We start from the raw sequence: 15,025 nt of genomic DNA, 5'->3' as shown, positions 1-15,025 counted from the left end.
GCCACTGGAGATGCCCAGTGGCCGGGCAGTCGTTGCCGTCCTACTCAATCACGTCCGGGTTGCTGTGCGGCGTACCGCTCGTCCAGGTCTCCTCGTCCTCGTGCAGGTAGTCGGCCCGCTTGCGGCGGTCGCGCTCGTTCCGGCTGCCGTGGCCCGAGGACCCGGGCGCCATCATGCCGTTCTGCCTGGACTGCGCACCGCCCTCGGCAGCGCCCGCCGCGCGGTTGCGCAGGCCGGTACCGCCGGGCGTGAACTCCCCGCCCGCGCTCGGCCCCTTGCGACCGCCGACCGTCCCGCCGGTGGTCGAGGACAGGCCCCGGCCACGCGAACCGCCGCCGGACCCGACCGCACCGCCGTGGGCACCGCCCATGCCGGGGTGCATGCCGCCCGCACCGCCGGGCCCACCGACCCGGCCGCCGCCCGGACCCGCCTCGCGGGCGCCGAAGACCGTCCCGCTGGGCAGTCCCGGAGTACCGCTCCTCCCCTGCCCCGGGCCGCCGCCGAACGGGGTCGTCCGCGGCTGGATCTGGCCGCCGCCCTTGGTCGGGACGGTGCCGCCGCCTGGTCCGCCCGGGAAGGCCGTGATCGGGCCGCCGCCGCCGGGGACGCCGGGCCCGTTGTTCGGGCCGCCCGTCCCGTTCGGGTAGCCGGGGAGAGTGGTCGGCCCGTCCGTGGGCAGCTGGCCGCCGCCCGGACCGTACGGGCCGGTCTGGGTCGGGAGGGTCGGCAGGGTGGGCACACTGTTGAGATCGGTGCCCGGACGGTTGACCGGGTCGGACGGGTAGGACGGCGGGGTCGAGGTCCCCGGGTCCTGCGGCGCGGGCGGCACCTGGCCGCCGCCGTGCGGCGGGGGCGGGGTGTTGCCCGGGTTGCCCGGGCCGGGGCCGCCCGGACCAGGGTCACGGGGCAGGACCGTGCCGCCGCCGTAGTTTCCGCCAGGCGACCCATCGCCTCCACCGACACGTCCACCACTCGAACGGGGTGTGCGTACCGAACCCCCGGAGCCGCCGGTGCCTCCGGAACCTCCACCGTTGGGGTAGACGGAAGTGTCGCCCCTACTGGCCGAACCGGGCGTTCCCGGCAGCACCACGTCCGTGGGAATCCCGTTCAGCGTCGTCGTCGCCGCGCTGTAGGCCTGCGCCAGCTTCTCCATCTGGAGAACGGCTTCCTGGTGCTCCTTCTCGACCTTCGCCTTGGCCAGGCTGAACTCCGTCGCCGTCACCCACTTGGGGTCGACCGTCTTCATGTAGGCATCGACGGACTGACCAACGGCGAGTTGGGGCACCTTCACCAGGTTCGACTGGCTGTTGTACTTGTCGACCGCCTGGATCTCCGTCTTCGGAGGCTCCGGCACGGCGACCTTGGCGGTACTGAGCGCCTCGCCGGCCTGGTGCATCGCGTCGCCGGCAGTCGTGGCGTGGTCGCCGATGATCTGCGCCGACTGCTGCAGGTTGTTCACCCAGGTCTTGAAGTTCTCGGCAGCCGGCCCTTCCCAGGTGACGTTTCCGACGTGCGACTTGAGCGCCGTACTCAGTTCCTTCAGCACCCGCCCGGCCGACTGCAGTTGGGTGCCGCGGCTGAGGATCGTCGTCGGATCCGTGCTGTCCACCATCTTGCGCAGGTGGGTGTGTTCCATTCCTTCGAAGTTCGTGCTGCCTGCCACTACTTGCTCCCCGTCTCCCCGTAGAACTCTCCCCGGACCGCCATCAGTACTTTCCGTCGCCCGACCCCGGTGCCGGTGTGGTGGCACCCACGTTCTTCGCGACGGCGTTCTGAGCGGCCGTCGTGTGGTCCTCGTTGGTTCCGTAGATGCTCGCAGTCCGCGAAACCGCCGTCTGCATCGCCTGGATCTGCGACGCGAGGTCCTTGTGCAGCTGTACGAGCTGGGCGTGCACCTTCTCGTAGGCGGCGGTCAGGGCCGTCGCCTCGGCGAACTCCGCGCTCGCGAAGCTCTTGCCCGTCAGCTTCTGCTCCTGGAGCTTGTACGGCGCCGCCGCCGAGCCCTCCATGGCGGCGAGCAGGGCCTCGACCTTGCCGGCGAAGGTCGTGAGCGTGTCGAGCTCGACCTGGACGTTCTGCTTGCCGAAGGCCGCCACCAGGTCATTGGCGCTGCCGTTCGTCTGCAGGGTGCTGACGAACGGAGCGAGGTCGACCCCACCCAGAGGCCACGGGAGCTTGTGCTCCAGCATGAACGGCGTCGCGTCGCCGGAAGGCGCCTGACCGTTCGGGTCGGTGCCCGCCGCGCTGGGCTCAGGATTCGCCGACGCGCTGGGCGCGGGGCTGGACGACGGGCTGGGCGCGGGACTCGCCGATGGGCTGGGCGAAGGATTCGCCGACGGACTGGGCGTAGCGCTCGGCGAAGGGTTCGCCGACGGCGTCGGCGTGGGACTGGGTGACGGACTCACCGAAGGAGTCGGCGTCCCCGGACTAGTTGCACCATTGCCTGCCACAGCAGTTCACCTCTCCCCCGTACGGCCCGCCGTGCCCGGGCCTCCCGGGCTGCCGCGTGCCGCAACACACCGTCAACTTCTGGTTCGTACCGTCCTGGTCGGAGCACCGACCGCCCTGTGGACGGTTTTCGCCTCCGTCATCGTAGCCACCACCCCTGTCGGCCCGGCAGGGACCTTGGCCCGCCCGTACGCGATCGGTACGAACTTGACACGTACGAGGCTGCCGCGGCGGCCCTGGGTAGACTGACCCGGTACGCCCCATCTGCCGCGCAATGTCGCACAGCAGCGACCCGAGGCCGCAGAACGGACGTGACCGCGTGAGCTCTTCCGACGTCTCTCCTTCCCCCTGGTGGGCCCGTGCCGCGCGGCCCGCGCGGCCGCCGGTGCCGGTGGCGCTGATGGTGCGGGCGGCGGTGGGCATGGCGGTGCCGTTGACGGTGGGGCTGCTGACGCACCGGCTGGATCTGGGGGTGTTCGCCGGGCTCGGGGCGATGCACGCGACGATGAACGACCGGGTCGAGCCGGGCAGGCTGCGGGCCGCCCGGATCGGGACGGCGGTCCTCGCCTCGGCGCTCGGCATGCTGATCGGCACCGCGCTTCAGCACGCCGACGTGGACGGTCTCGTCCTGGGTGTCGCGTTGACGCTGACCGCCTTCGTCTCCGGCGCGCTGAGCGCGACGGGTCCGCGCGGTTCGGCGGCCGGGATGCTGCTGCTGGTGTCGGCCGCGCTGGGCAGCGGGATGCCGCTGCCGCGGCCGTGGTGGGCGGCGGCGCCGATGCTGCTGGTCGGGGCGGCGTTCGTGGTGCTGTTGGGGCTGCCGGCGGGTGCGCCGAACCGGCCCGCCGCGGATCCGCGCAACCGGGCGCTGGCCGCCGCGTACGACGCGCTCGGCCGTACGCTCGCCGATCTGGGCGGGCCGCGGGCGGGGGTCTCGCGCCAGGTGCTGACGGCCCGTCTGAATCAGCTCCAGGACCTCCTCGGCACGCACCGGCGGAGCCGACAGAACCGGCGGAGCCGCCGGACCAAACAGGACCGCCGGACCAAACAGGACCACCGGACCGCACAGGACCGCCGGACCGCACAGGACCGCCGCGGCCGGATGTACGAGGCCGCCCTCGCCGCCACCGAGGCGGCGACCGGTCTGGTGTGGGCCCGCCGTCCGGTCCCGCCGGCGGTGGCCGAGGTGCCGAACCGGCTGGCGGCCGCCGTGCGGCAGGGCGGCGGCGAGGTCGCCGTACCCGACTGGCGGCCGGACACCCCGTCGCGGCAGGCCCTGGACGTGGCCCTGCGCGCCGCCGCCGACACGGTGGCCGGCCGCGACACCCGGCTCGGTACCGCGCCCGCGCCGCCGCCGGATCCGTGGCGGCTGCGGGCGCGGCTGCTGTCGCGGGGTTCGGTCCGGTACGGGCTTCGCGTCGCGCTGTGCATCGCGGTCGGTTCGGCGGTCACCGCCAACTACCCGCTCAGCAAGAGCTACTGGGTGCCGATGACGATCGCCTTCGTGCTCAAGCCGGATCTCGGGTCGGTGTTCCTGCGCGCGGTGAGCCGTTCGGTCGGCACGGTGCTCGGGGTGGCCGTGACCGCGGCGCTGCTCACGGCCGCCACCGACGAGTGGGCACTGACCGCGATGGCCGCGGGCTGCGTGGCCCTGCTCCCGTACGCGACGGCGGCGCACTACGGGTTGAACACCGTGGTGATGACGCCGATGGCGCTGGTCCTGCTCCAGCTCGGCGGGCAGAGCGGTGCCGCCGAGTTCTGGCCGCGGGTCCTGGACACCGTGCTGGCCAGCGCGATCGTCCTGCTCTTCGGCTACCTGCTGTGGCCGGAGCGCCCGCGCCATCGGATCGAGCCCAGGCTGGTCGACGCGACGACGGCGCTGCGGGCCTACCTCGACGCCGTCGTCCAGGACGCCACCACCGCCACCATCGACACCACCGCCACCATCGGCGCCGGCGACACCGGCGACACCACCGTCCGGAACGGCAACGCCCAGGTGTGGCTGCGCCGCTCGGCCTACCGGTCGCTGGCGGACGCCCGCCGGGAGGTCCAGCAGGGCCTGGCGGAGCCGCCGCCCACCGGCCGGCTGGCCGAGCGGTGGCTGCCGGCTACGGCGGCGCTGGAGCGGCTGGGGGGCGCGGTGGCGGCCTTCGCCGCGCAGATCCGGTACGGCGGCCGGCTGCCGGACCCGGGCGAGGTGGGCCGGGTGCGGCGCGCGCTGGACGAACTGACCGCCGCCGCCCGGGCGCACCGCCCGCCGACGACCCCGGCGGCCCGTCCGACCGCCCCGCACGACCCGGCGCGCAGTGCGCTGGGCCGTGCGGCGGAGGAGCTCGAAACGCTCCTCGGCGGCCACCCCGGCAGGTGATCCGGCTCGGACCGCGCCGACGAGCGACCCGGCTCGGGCCGCCCCGACCGGCAGCCCGACCAGTCCGACCAGCCCGACCAGTCCGACCAGCAGCCCGACCGGCGACCCGCCTCAGACCTGCTCGGCCAGCTCCAGCCAGCCCATCTCCAGCTCCTCCTTCTCCTCCCGGACGGCGCGCAGCTGCGCGTCCAGCTCCGCGACCTTGGAGAAGTCGGCGGCGTGCTCGGCGAGTTGGGAGTGCAGCTTGGACTCCTTCTCGTCCAGCTTGGCGATCTGCCGCTCCAGCTTCTGCATCTCCTTCTTCGCCGCCCGCAGGTCCCCGCCGGACAGCGCGGGGGCACCGCCCTCGGCACCCGGGCCACCTGCGGCACCCGCACCGGCCGAACCCGCGCCACCCGCGCCCGCGCCCGCCGGAGCGGCAGCGGGAGCCGCGGCGGCCATCCTGGCCCGGCGCTCCAGGTACTCGTCCACGCCGTTCGGCAGCATCCGCATCTTCCGGTCGCCGAGCAGCGCGTGAACGGTGTCCGTGGTGCGCTCGATGAAGAAGCGGTCGTGGCTGATGACGATCATCGAGCCGGGCCAGCCGTCGAGCAGGTCCTCCAGCTGGTTGAGCGTCTCGATGTCCAGGTCGTTGGTGGGCTCGTCCAGGAACAGCACGTTGGGCTCGTCCATCAGCAGCCGCAGCAGCTGGAGCCGGCGCCGCTCGCCGCCGGACAGGTCGCCGACCGGCGTCCACTGCTTGTCCTTGCCGAAGCCGAACTGCTCGCACAGCTGGCCGGCGCTCATCTCCCGGCCCTTTCCGAGGTCGACCCGCGAGCGGACCTGCTCGACGGCCTGGAGCACCCGGGTCGCCGGGTCCAGCTCGGCGACCTCCTGCGACAGGTAGGCCAGCCGCACGGTCTTGCCGACCTTGATGACGCCCGACGCCGGCTGGACGTCGCCCTCGGAGGTGTACGCGTCGCGCAGCGCGCGCAGCAGCGAGGTCTTGCCGGCGCCGTTGACGCCGAGCAGGCCGATCCGCTCGCCGGGGCCGAGCTGCCAGGTGATGTTCTCCAGCAGCAGCTTCGGGCCGGCCGTGACGGTCACGCCCTCCAGGTCGAAGACCGTCTTGCCGAGCCGCGCGTTGGCGAACTTCATCAGCTCGGACGTGTCGCGCGGGTCCGGCACGTCCGCGATCAGGGCGTTGGCGGCCTCGATCCGGTAGCGCGGCTTGGAGGTGCGGGCGGGGGCGCCGCGGCGCAGCCAGGCCAGCTCCTTGCGGGCCATGTTCTGGCGCTTCTGCTCCTCGACGGCCTCGATCCGGGAGCGCTCGGCGCGGGCGAAGACGTAGTCGGAGTAGCCGCCCTCGTACTCGTGCACCTCGCCGCTCTGGACGTCCCACATGCGGGTGCAGACCTGGTCGAGGAACCACCGGTCGTGGGTGACGCAGACGAGCGCGGAGCGGCGCTTCTGGAGGTGCTCGGCGAGCCAGTTGATGCCCTCGACGTCGAGGTGGTTGGTGGGCTCGTCGAGGACGATCAGGTCGGGCGAGCCGAGCAGCAGCTTGGCGAGCGCGATCCGGCGGCGCTCGCCGCCGGAGAGCGGGCCGATGACGGTGTCCAGGCCGTCGGCGAAGCCGGGCAGGTCGAGGCCGCCGAAGAGGCCCTCGATGATGTCGCGGATGCGGGCGTCGCCGAGCCACTCGTGGTCGGCCCGGTCGGCGATCACCTCGTGCCGGATGGTGGCCGTCGGGTCGAGCGAGTCGTGCTGGGTGAGGACGGCCATCTGGAGGCCGCCGGAGTGGGTGATCCGGCCGCCGTCGGGTTCCTCCAGCTTGGCGAGCATCCGGATCAGGGTGGTCTTGCCGTCGCCGTTGCGGCCGACGACGCCGATCCGGTCGCCCTCGCTGACGCCCAGGCTGACCGCGTCCAGCAGGGCGCGGGTGCCGTAGACCTTCGTGACGGACTCGATGGTGGCGAGGTTGACGGCCACGTGTGCTGCGCTCCTGGGTTCGGCGGTCGCGGGGCGGTCCGCCGCTCAACGGCCGGGTGCCCCTGTCGGGACACCCCGATCTCTCCAGCCTAATGGGCCCGCCGGAGCGCCCTCACCGCGTCGGTCCGCCGGGGACGCCCCGGCACCGGTCCGTGGGTGGCGCCCTCACCGCGTCAGTCCACCAGGGAGGCCCCCGGCACCGGTCCGTGGGTGGCGTGCGCGGTCCGGCAGGTGCCGGAGGCCCGCAGCGCCCCGGCCACCGCGGCGGCGGCGTCGGCGTCCTTGACCAGGAAGGCGCAGGTCGGCCCGGAGCCGGAGACCAGGGCCCCGAGCGCGCCCGCCTCGGTGCCGGCGCGCAGGGTGGCGGCGAGTGCGGGGCGCAGCGAGAGCGCGGCGGGCTGGAGGTCGTTGGCGAGCGCGCCGGCCAGGGCGACGGCGTCGCCGTGGGCGAGGGCGGCGAGCAGCGCCGGGTCGGCGTCCGGGGTGGGCACGTCGGTATCGCTGGAGCCGGTGCCGGCCTCTTCGCGCAGCCGGTCGCACTCGCGGAACACGGCGGGGGTGGACAGGCCGCCCTCGGCGACCGCGAAGACCCAGTGGAAGGTGCCCCCGGTGGTCAGCGGCTCCAGGATCTCGCCCCGGCCGCGGCCGAGCGCGACGCCGCCGAGCAGGGCGAACGGCACGTCGGAGCCGAGTTCGGCGGCCAGTTCCAGCAGCACCGGCAGCGGGGTGTCCAGCTGCCAGAGCGCGTCGCAGGCGACCAGCGCCGCCGCGCCGTCGGCGCTGCCGCCGGCCATGCCGCCGGCCACCGGGATGGCCTTGGCGATGTGCAGGTGCACGCCCGGGTCGGCGATGCCGTGGTGGGCGGCGAGCAGCCGGGCGGCGCGGGCGGCGAGGTTGCTGTCGTCGAGCGGGACGACGGCGGCGTCCGGGCCGGAGCAGCTCAGTGTCACGCCTTCCCCGGCGGTGGCGGTGACCTCGTCCCCGAGGGCGACCGCGAAGAAGACGTTGGCCAGGTCGTGGAAGCCGTCGGCGCGCAGGCCGCCGACCCCCAGCTGGACGTTGACCTTGGCCGGTACCCGTACGGTGATCACACGGCGTCCTTGGCGGGCTTGTGCTCGGCGATCGCGGCGAACTGCTCGACCGTCAGCATCTCGCCGCGCAGCTTGTGGTCGATGCCGGCCGCCGCGAGCGCCTGCTCGGCCCCGGCGGCGGAGCCCGCCCAGCCGGCCAGCGCGGCGCGCAGGGTCTTGCGCCGCTGGGCGAACGCGGCGTCGACGACCGCGAACACCTCCTCGCGGCTGGCGGTGGTCCTCGGCGGCTCGCGGCGGATCAGCGAGACCAGCCCGGAGTCGACGTTGGGGGCGGGCCAGAAGACGTTCCGCCCGATGGCGCCGGCCCGCTTCACGTCGGCGTACCAGTTGGCCTTGACCGACGGGACGCCGTACACCTTGTTGCCCGGCTTGGCGGCGAGCCGGTCGGCGACCTCGCTCTGCACCATCACCAGGGTCCGCTCGATGCTGGGGAAGGTCGCCAGCATGTGCAGCAGGACGGGCACGGCGACGTTGTACGGGAGGTTGGCGACCAGCGCGGTGGGCGCGGGCCCGGGCAGCTCGGTGACCTCCATGGCGTCGCTGAACACCAGGTCGAAGGAGTCCGCCTTGCCCGGCATCCGGGCGGCGACGGTGTCCGGCAGGTGCCGCGCCAGCACCGGGTCGATCTCGACCGCGGTGACGTGCCGCGCCACCTCCAGCAGTGCCAGGGTGAGCGAGCCGAGCCCGGGCCCGACCTCCACCACCGTGTCCTGCTCCGTCACGTCGGCGGCCCGGACGATCCGCCGCACGGTGTTGCCGTCGATGACGAAGTTCTGCCCGCGCTGCTTGGTCGGCTTCACGCCGAACGCGGCGGCCAGCTCCCGGATGTCGGCGGCGCCCAGAAGGTGGCTGTCAGGGGTGGGGTCGGTGGTGCTCACGCGCCAAGGATACGGGCGCGGGGGCCGCCGTCCGGACGCGCCGATCCGGACGGGCCCCGGCCTCGGGCTCAGTACCCGAAGGCCCTGGCGGTGTTCGCCGCGACGGCCGTGCACAGCTCGTCCTCGGCCAGGCCCAGGGTGGCGGCCATCGAGCGGACCGTGACCGGGATCAGGTACGGGGCGTTCGGGCGGCCGCGGTAGGGGTGCGGGGTGAGGAACGGGGCGTCGGTCTCGACCAGGATCCGGTCCAGCGGGGTGGCGAGCAGGGCGTCGCGCAGCGGCTGGTTGGCCTTGAAGGTGACCGGGCCGGCGAAGGAGAGGTACCAGCCGTGCTCGGCGCAGACCTCGGCCATCCCGGCGTCGCCGGAGTAGCAGTGGAAGACCGTCCGCTCCGGGGCGCCTTCGGCCAGCAGGACGGCGATGACGTCCTCGTGGGCGTCGCGGTCGTGGATGACCAGGGCCTTGCCGTGCCGCTTGGCCATCTCGATGTGGCGGCGGAACGACTCCTTCTGGATCTCCACGCCCTCCGGCCCGGTGCGGAAGTAGTCCAGGCCGGTCTCGCCGACCGCCACCACCTGCGGGAGGGCGGCGAGCCGGTCGATCTCGGCGAGCGCCTCGTCCAGCGCGGCGGCGCCGCCGGCCTTCCGCTGCTGCCCGGACCAGCCGTCGGCGTCGCCGAGGAAGATCCGCGGCGCCTCGTTCGGGTGCAGGGCGACGGCCGCGTGCACCTGCTCGTACTGGGCCGCCAGTTCGGCGGCCCAGCGCGAGCCGGGCACGTCGCAGCCCACCTGGACCACCGTGGTGACGCCGACCGAGGCGGCCTTCGCCAGGCCCTCGGCCGGGGTGCCGGACTGCATGTCGAGGTGGGTATGCGAGTCGGCCACCGCCACGGCCAGGGGTTCCGGCAGCGGCGGCGGGGTCGACCGGGCGTCGTCCTTGGCGGCCATGTCAGGCGGTCGGCTTCTCTTCGAGGCGCGGGAAGAGGATCTCGCCCTTGGTGACGGTGGCACCGACGGGCAGCCGGCCCCAGTCGGCCGCGGTGGCGACGGTCTGCGCGCCGAGCGCGCCCAGCCCGGCGGCCTCGGCGCCCAGCGAGGCCCACAGCTTCTCGGCGGTGGACGGCATCACCGGGTTGAGCAGCACGGCGGTGGCGCGCAGCGCCTCGGCGGCGGTGTAGAGGATGGTGGCCAGGCGGGCCTGCCCCTCCTCGGACTCGTCCTTGGCGACCTTCCACGGCTCCTGCGTGGTGAGGTAGCCGTTGACCTGCTTGACGAACTCGAAGATCGCCGCGAGGCCGCCGGCGAAGTCCAGCTCCTCGCCGATCTTCAGGTCGGCGGCGGCGACCGCCGCGGTCAGCCCGTCCGCGACGGCCTGCTCGGCGTCACCGGCGGCGGTGGCGGCGGGCAGCACCCCGTCGAAGTACTTGCCGACCATCGCGGCGACCCGGGAGGCCAGGTTGCCGAAGTCGTTGGCCAGCTCGGAGGTGTACCGGGCGGTGAAGTCCTCCCAGGAGAACGAGCCGTCGGTGCCGAACGGGATCGCCCGCAGGAAGTAGTAGCGGTACGCGTCCACGCCGAAGTGCGAGGTCAGGTCGGTGGGCGCGATGCCGGTCAGGTTGGACTTGGACATCTTCTCGCCGCCGACCATCAGCCAGCCGTTGGCGACGACCCGCTTGGGCAGCGGCAGCCCGGCGGCCATCAGCATGGCGGGCCAGATGACGGCGTGGAAGCGGAGGATGTCCTTGCCGACCAGGTGGACCGAGGCGGGCCACAGCTCGGCGAAGCGCTCCGGGTCGCTGCCGTAGCCGGCCGCGGTGATGTAGTTCTGCAGCGCGTCCACCCACACGTACAGGACGTGCTTCTCGTCCCAGGGCAGCGGGACGCCCCAGTCGAAGGTGGAGCGGGAGATCGAGAGGTCCTTGAGGTCCTGCTCGACGAAGCGCAGCACCTCGTTGCGGGCCGAGGCGGGCTGGATGAAGTCCGGGTTCGCCGCGTAGAACTCCAGCAGCCGCGGGCCGTAGGCGGAGAGGCGGAAGAAGTAGTTCTCCTCCTCCAGCCACTCGACCGGCCGCTTGTGCACGGTGCAGAGCTTCTCGTCCGCGGTCGCGCCGTCGAGCAGCTCGGCCGGGAGCTTGAACTCCTCGCAGCCGACGCAGTACGGGCCGGAGTAGCCGCCCTTGTAGATCTCGCCCTTGTCGTACAGGTCCTGGACGAACTCCTGCACCCGGGCGGTGTGCCGCTCCTCGGTGGTGCGGATGAAGTCGTCGTTGGCGATCTCCAGGTGCTCCCAGAGCGGCTTCCAGGCCTCCTCGACCAGCTTGTCGCACCACTGCTGCGGGCTGACGCCGTTCGCCTCGGCGGTCCGCATGATCTTCTGACCGTGCTCGTCGGTGCCGGTCAGGTACCACACCTTCTCGCCGCGCTGGCGGTGCCAGCGGGTGAGGACGTCGCCCGCCACGGTGGTGTACGCGTGGCCCAGGTGCGGGCGATCGTTGACGTAGTAGATCGGGGTGGAAACGTAGTACGCCGGGGCGGTCGCCCCGGTGGTGCTGTGGTCTGCAGTGGCCGCCATGGTCGGAAAGCTTAGTCGGGCGCGCGGACCGCCCTCGACCGAGTTGTTCCCGGCCGGGGGCGGTCCCTCCTCGTCGCCCCGGTGTCAGCCCAGCAGCCGCGACCAGAACCGGGCCCAGCGTCCGCGCGGCCGGACGGGCTCGGCCACCGGGGGCGGCCCGGCCGGCTCGGCGTGCGCCGGGTAGCCGGGGGCGTGCTGCCACTGCTGGTCGGCGGTGGCCACCCGGCCCTCGCGCATGATCCGCACGGTGTGGCCGCCGCACCCCGGGCAGGTCGGCTTGAGCAGCGGGGACGGCACCCGGACGCCGTTGGCGTGGTACTCGAACACGACGTGGCCGTCCTTGGCCACGTGGTGCTCGATGTCGTACGCCTGCTCCCAGCCGTACCCGCAGCGCAGGCACGCGAAGGAGTAGGCCTCCCGTACGGTTTCGACGGGAGTGTGCGGCCGGCCGGCCAGACCGGCGGTGCTCAGTGCGTTGCCACTGCGCGGGCTACCGACAACATCGCTCATGGCCGTCTCCCAGCGCCCGCCGGACGCTCGCCCGGCTGGGTCTTTCCCTTCCAGGAAATGCCCGGACATCCCCGGGTGACGCCCCACTTGTGAAGACTTGGATGCCGGTTGGGGAGCCCTATACGAAGGGCCTCCCCGGGACCGAAAACCGCGACCGAAGCTTCAGCTCAGCGGGCGTTTACCGGGGCCTTCCCTCCACGGTACGACTCCCCGTGAGCAACGCAACCCCCGGTATTCACCCCTGTCCCGGGGCTCCTCCCAGGCCTTCCCGCTTCGCCGCCACGACCGCGTCGAAGACCTCCCGCTTGGGCAGCGAGAGCTCCACCGCGACGGCCGCGATGGCCTCCTTGCGGCGCTCCCCGGCCTCCTCGCGGACGGCGACCAGCCGGGCCAGCTCGGCCGGGGTCAGCTCCTGGGGCGCGGCCGGCGGGGCGCCGGCGACCACGACGGTGATCTCGCCCCTGACGCCCTCGGCCGCCCAGGCCGCCAGTTCGCCGATCGGCCCGCGCTTGACCTCCTCGTAGGTCTTGGTGAGCTCGCGGCAGACGGCGGCCGGACGCTCGGGCCCGAACGCCTCGGCCATCGCCGTGAGCGCTTCGGCGATCCGGTGCGGCGCCTCGAAGAAGACCATGGTGCGCGGCTCGGCGGCGATCGTGGCGAGCTGCCGGGCGCGGTCGCCGTTCTTGCGCGGCAGGAATCCCTCGAAGGTGAAGCGGTCCACCGGCAGGCCGGACAGCGCGAGCGCGGTGAGCACCGCCGAGGGCCCGGGCACCGCGGTGACCTTGACGTCGGCGGCGACGGCGGCGGCGACCAGCCGGTAGCCGGGGTCGGAGACCGAGGGCATGCCGGCGTCGGTGACCAGCAGCACCCGGGCGCCACCGAGCAGCGCCTCGACCAGTTCGGGGGTGCGGCCGACCTCGTTGCCCTCGAAGTAGGAGACCACCCGCCCGGCCGGGGTCACCCCCAGGGCCTGGGTGAGCCGGCGCAGCCGCCGGGTGTCCTCGGCCGCGATCACGTCCGCCGTGGCCAGTTCGTTGACGAGCCGGGGCGGGGCGTCCGAGACGTCGCCGATGGGGGTGCCTGCGAGAACGAGTACTCCTGTCACGGTCCCCATCCTTGCAGCTGTCGCGTGCCCGGGGCTTTTGGTGACGATTCGGTCAGCTTCCGAGGGAGCGGACACGCGTACGAAGAGCGCCCCTACGATGTGGCGGATGAACGGCGACACGGCGGCCCAGACGCCCACTGGTACGGACCACTCCGCGTACGGCGGTGTCGGCCTGCCGTCCCCCCGCTCGCCCCAGACCGGGCCCGCGCCGCGGTCCGGGCCGGCCGGCTGGCGCGAGCGCCTGGCCGGGTACGGCTGGACCGCCCGCGCCACGGCGACGCTCACCGAGCGCCTGGCGCCGCCGATGCCGGACGGCCCCCGGGTGACGCCCCGGGACGTGCCGCAGTCGCCGCTGCTGCTGCGGATGGGCGTCTCGCTGCCGCAGGGCCTGTGGTTCTTCCTCTGCCGCTGGGCCGGCTGGCTCGGCCCGGTCGCGGTGGCGGTGTTCGCCGGCCTGCTGCGGTTCACGAACCTCGGGCAGCCGCACGCGATCATCTTCGACGAGACGTACTACGCCAAGGACGCGTACGCGCTCTGGCACGGCGGCTACGAGATCAGCTGGCCGGAGGACGCCAACGCCACGATCATGACGCCGGGCGCGGCCGTCCCGTACCGGACGACGCCCTCGTACGTGGTGCACCCGCCGGTGGGCAAGTGGATCATCGGTGCGGGCGAGCAGCTGTTCGGCATGAACCCCTTCGGGTGGCGGTTCGCGGTGGCCCTGCTCGGCACCCTGTCGGTGCTGATGGTGGCCCGGATCGCCCGCCGGATGTTCCGCTCCACCCTGCTGGGCTGCGTGGCGGGCCTGCTGCTCTCGGTGGACGGCCTGCACCTGGTGCTCAGCCGGGCCGCCCTGCTCGACCTGGTGGTGATGTTCTGGACCCTCGCCGCCTTCGGCTTCCTGCTGCTGGACCGCGACCGCACCCGGGCCCTGCTGGCGCGGAGGCTGGGCGGCGTCGAGGACCCGCGGCTCGCCCAGCGGCTGAACCTGGGCTGGCGCCCGTACCGGATCGCGGCCGGCGTCTGCGTCGGCCTGACCTGCGCCACCAAGTGGAGCGGCCTGTACGTCGCGGCGGCCTTCGGCCTGATGACCGTGCTCTGGGACGTCGGCGCCCGCCGTCTGGCCGGCGCCCCGCGCCCGTTCCTGGCGGTGCTCGCCCGGGACGTGGTGCCGGCCTTCGTCTCGGTCGTCGTGGTGTCGGTCGCGGTCTACATCGCGTCCTGGTGGGGCTGGTTCGCCAGCAGCACCGCCCCCGGCCAGGGCGGCTGGGGCCGGGACTGGGCGGTCGGCCGTTCCACTGACTTCCCGTGGATACCCGAGGCCCTGCGCTCCCTGTGGCACTACCACTCGACGGTCTACGACTTCCACGTCGGCCTGAGCGACCCGCACACCTACCAGTCCAACCCGTGGTCCTGGCTGGTGCTGGGCCGGCCGGTGTCCTTCTTCTACGAGTCCCCCAAGTACGGCCAGGCCGGCTGCACCGCCGCCGACTGCGCCCGCGAGGTGCTGGGCATCGGCACCCCGCTGCTGTGGTGGACGGGCCTGGTGGCGCTGGCCTACTGCCTGTGGCGCTGGGCGGCCCGGCGGGACTGGCGGGCCGGCGCGCTGCTCTGCGGCCTGGCCGCCGGCTACCTGCCCTGGTTCGCCTACCAGCAGCGGACGATCTTCCTCTTCTACGCGGTGGTCTTCGTCCCGTTCCTGGTGCTCGCGGTGACCATGCTGATCGGCGCGCTGATCGGGCCGCCCGGCGCCTCCCGGGACCGCCGGATCATCGGTTCCGCGGCGGCCGGCCTGCTGATCCTGCTGATCCTCTGGAACTTCCTCTTCTTCTTCCCGCTGTTCACCGGGCAGACCATCCCGCTGGAGGACTGGCGCCGCCGGATGTGGTTCAACACCTGGATCTGATCCGCCCCGGGGCACACCGGGTTCCCGCGATTCGTCCGTATGCGGTGCACAACACGTACCAGATCCGTCACAAGTGCCGGGCGATTCGCCGGCGCACCGATCCGTGCTGCCTAGGGTGGGGGGGTACCGCGTTTCCGGCCCCGGCCGGTTGCGCCCGGCCGCGAGACCCCTGGGGGA

Annotated in this window: 11 protein-coding genes; 2 read left to right on the top strand and 9 right to left on the bottom strand. The window is 73.4% G+C overall.

Annotation, left to right across the window (positions count from 1 at the left end):
- Nucleotides 1–40: 40 nt before the first annotated feature.
- Together ACZ6EM_RS25295 and ACZ6EM_RS25290 are read right to left on the bottom strand one after the other, a co-directional pair.
- The gene (locus ACZ6EM_RS25295; RefSeq protein WP_465773285.1) at nucleotides 41–1,663 is read right to left on the bottom strand and encodes a WXG100 family type VII secretion target; all 1,623 of its coding nucleotides are present in this window, start codon (nucleotides 1,661–1,663) and stop codon (nucleotides 41–43) included.
- Between the two features lie 43 nt (nucleotides 1,664–1,706).
- Complete coding sequence (locus ACZ6EM_RS25290) at nucleotides 1,707–2,189, bottom strand: hypothetical protein (protein ID WP_401046845.1); 483 nt, start codon at nucleotides 2,187–2,189, stop codon at nucleotides 1,707–1,709.
- A 578-nt stretch (nucleotides 2,190–2,767) separates the two neighbouring features.
- On the opposite strand from ACZ6EM_RS25290, the gene ACZ6EM_RS25285 reads away from it, so the two are divergent.
- Nucleotides 2,768–4,816: an FUSC family protein gene (locus tag ACZ6EM_RS25285; RefSeq protein WP_465773284.1), complete on the top strand. Its 2,049-nt coding sequence runs from the start codon at nucleotides 2,768–2,770 to the stop codon at nucleotides 4,814–4,816.
- Nucleotides 4,817–4,927: 111 nt separating this feature from the next.
- Here ACZ6EM_RS25285 and ACZ6EM_RS25280 read toward each other — a convergent pair whose 3' ends face one another.
- The 7 genes from ACZ6EM_RS25280 to rsmI all read right to left on the bottom strand — a co-directional run bounded on the left by ACZ6EM_RS25280 (nucleotide 4,928) and on the right by rsmI (nucleotide 12,942).
- Entirely contained in the window at nucleotides 4,928–6,787 is a 1,860-nt protein-coding gene (locus tag ACZ6EM_RS25280; RefSeq protein WP_452179521.1) for an ABC-F family ATP-binding cassette domain-containing protein, read from the bottom strand.
- Between the two features lie 173 nt (nucleotides 6,788–6,960).
- Nucleotides 6,961–7,878 (bottom strand): 4-(cytidine 5'-diphospho)-2-C-methyl-D-erythritol kinase, encoded by a 918-nt coding sequence (locus ACZ6EM_RS25275; protein ID WP_465773283.1) that lies wholly within the window; start codon nucleotides 7,876–7,878, stop codon nucleotides 6,961–6,963.
- Nucleotides 7,875–8,756 carry a 16S rRNA (adenine(1518)-N(6)/adenine(1519)-N(6))-dimethyltransferase RsmA gene (rsmA, locus tag ACZ6EM_RS25270; protein WP_359899756.1) on the bottom strand — a complete coding sequence of 294 codons (882 nt, stop codon included), beginning with the start codon at nucleotides 8,754–8,756 and terminating at the stop codon, nucleotides 7,875–7,877. Before rsmA ends, ACZ6EM_RS25275 begins: the two co-directional genes overlap by 4 nt.
- A gap of 68 nt (nucleotides 8,757–8,824) precedes the next feature.
- Complete coding sequence (locus tag ACZ6EM_RS25265) at nucleotides 8,825–9,703, bottom strand: TatD family hydrolase (RefSeq protein ID WP_380539304.1); 879 nt, start codon at nucleotides 9,701–9,703, stop codon at nucleotides 8,825–8,827.
- Between the two features lies 1 nt (nucleotide 9,704).
- Nucleotides 9,705–11,327 carry a methionine--tRNA ligase gene (gene metG / locus ACZ6EM_RS25260; RefSeq protein ID WP_401046833.1) on the bottom strand — a complete coding sequence of 541 codons (1,623 nt, stop codon included), beginning with the start codon at nucleotides 11,325–11,327 and terminating at the stop codon, nucleotides 9,705–9,707.
- Nucleotides 11,328–11,411: 84 nt separating this feature from the next.
- The gene (locus tag ACZ6EM_RS25255; RefSeq protein WP_380539298.1) at nucleotides 11,412–11,837 is read right to left on the bottom strand and encodes a hypothetical protein; all 426 of its coding nucleotides are present in this window, start codon (nucleotides 11,835–11,837) and stop codon (nucleotides 11,412–11,414) included.
- A 235-nt stretch (nucleotides 11,838–12,072) separates the two neighbouring features.
- On the bottom strand, nucleotides 12,073–12,942 hold the full coding sequence (gene rsmI, locus ACZ6EM_RS25250) for a 16S rRNA (cytidine(1402)-2'-O)-methyltransferase (protein WP_387692635.1): 870 nt from the start codon (nucleotides 12,940–12,942) through the stop codon (nucleotides 12,073–12,075).
- A 97-nt stretch (nucleotides 12,943–13,039) separates the two neighbouring features.
- On the opposite strand from rsmI, the gene ACZ6EM_RS25245 reads away from it, so the two are divergent.
- Complete coding sequence (locus ACZ6EM_RS25245; protein ID WP_401045955.1) at nucleotides 13,040–14,848, top strand: dolichyl-phosphate-mannose--protein mannosyltransferase; 1,809 nt, start codon at nucleotides 13,040–13,042, stop codon at nucleotides 14,846–14,848.
- Nucleotides 14,849–15,025: the final 177 nt, after the last annotated feature.

The sequence above is a fragment of the Kitasatospora sp. NPDC041917 genome (assembly GCF_055589745.1).
The sequence above is the reverse complement of the archived record's forward strand: the minus strand, read 5'-3'. Positions and strand labels throughout refer to the sequence as shown.